1 pseudogene is annotated in these 252 nt (G+C 47.2%); it reads right to left on the bottom strand.

What is annotated here, in order from left to right:
* A pseudogene (locus FQ668_RS27845) lies at nt 1-201 on the bottom strand (iron ABC transporter permease); the annotation flags it as partial.
* Nucleotides 202-252: the final 51 nt, after the last annotated feature.

The raw sequence follows: 252 nt of genomic DNA, 5'->3' as shown, positions 1-252 counted from the left end.
ACCGATAGCAACGGCAGAAAAGCGCACCACCATTGCAAAAACAAGTGCAAACATGGAACCAGAGAAAATCAATCCAGGGCGTTGCCAATCCATCCATTTAGCAAAATCGTTGACGCTGTGATCCATAAATAACACGGTGACCATAACCCCAATTGCCAAGACGGTTCCCGGTACGGCATAGCCAAGCGAAGAAGCGCGCATAAAGACCACACTTTTTCTATTTGGTGCAAGCCTACGATAGAAGTTCACGAC

This window comes from Pseudomonas sp. Kh14 (assembly GCF_900291005.1).
Lineage (GTDB): Bacteria > Pseudomonadota > Gammaproteobacteria > Pseudomonadales > Pseudomonadaceae > Aquipseudomonas > Aquipseudomonas alloputida.
Note: the sequence above shows the minus strand (reverse complement) of the source record. Positions and strands in the feature narration are given on the sequence as shown.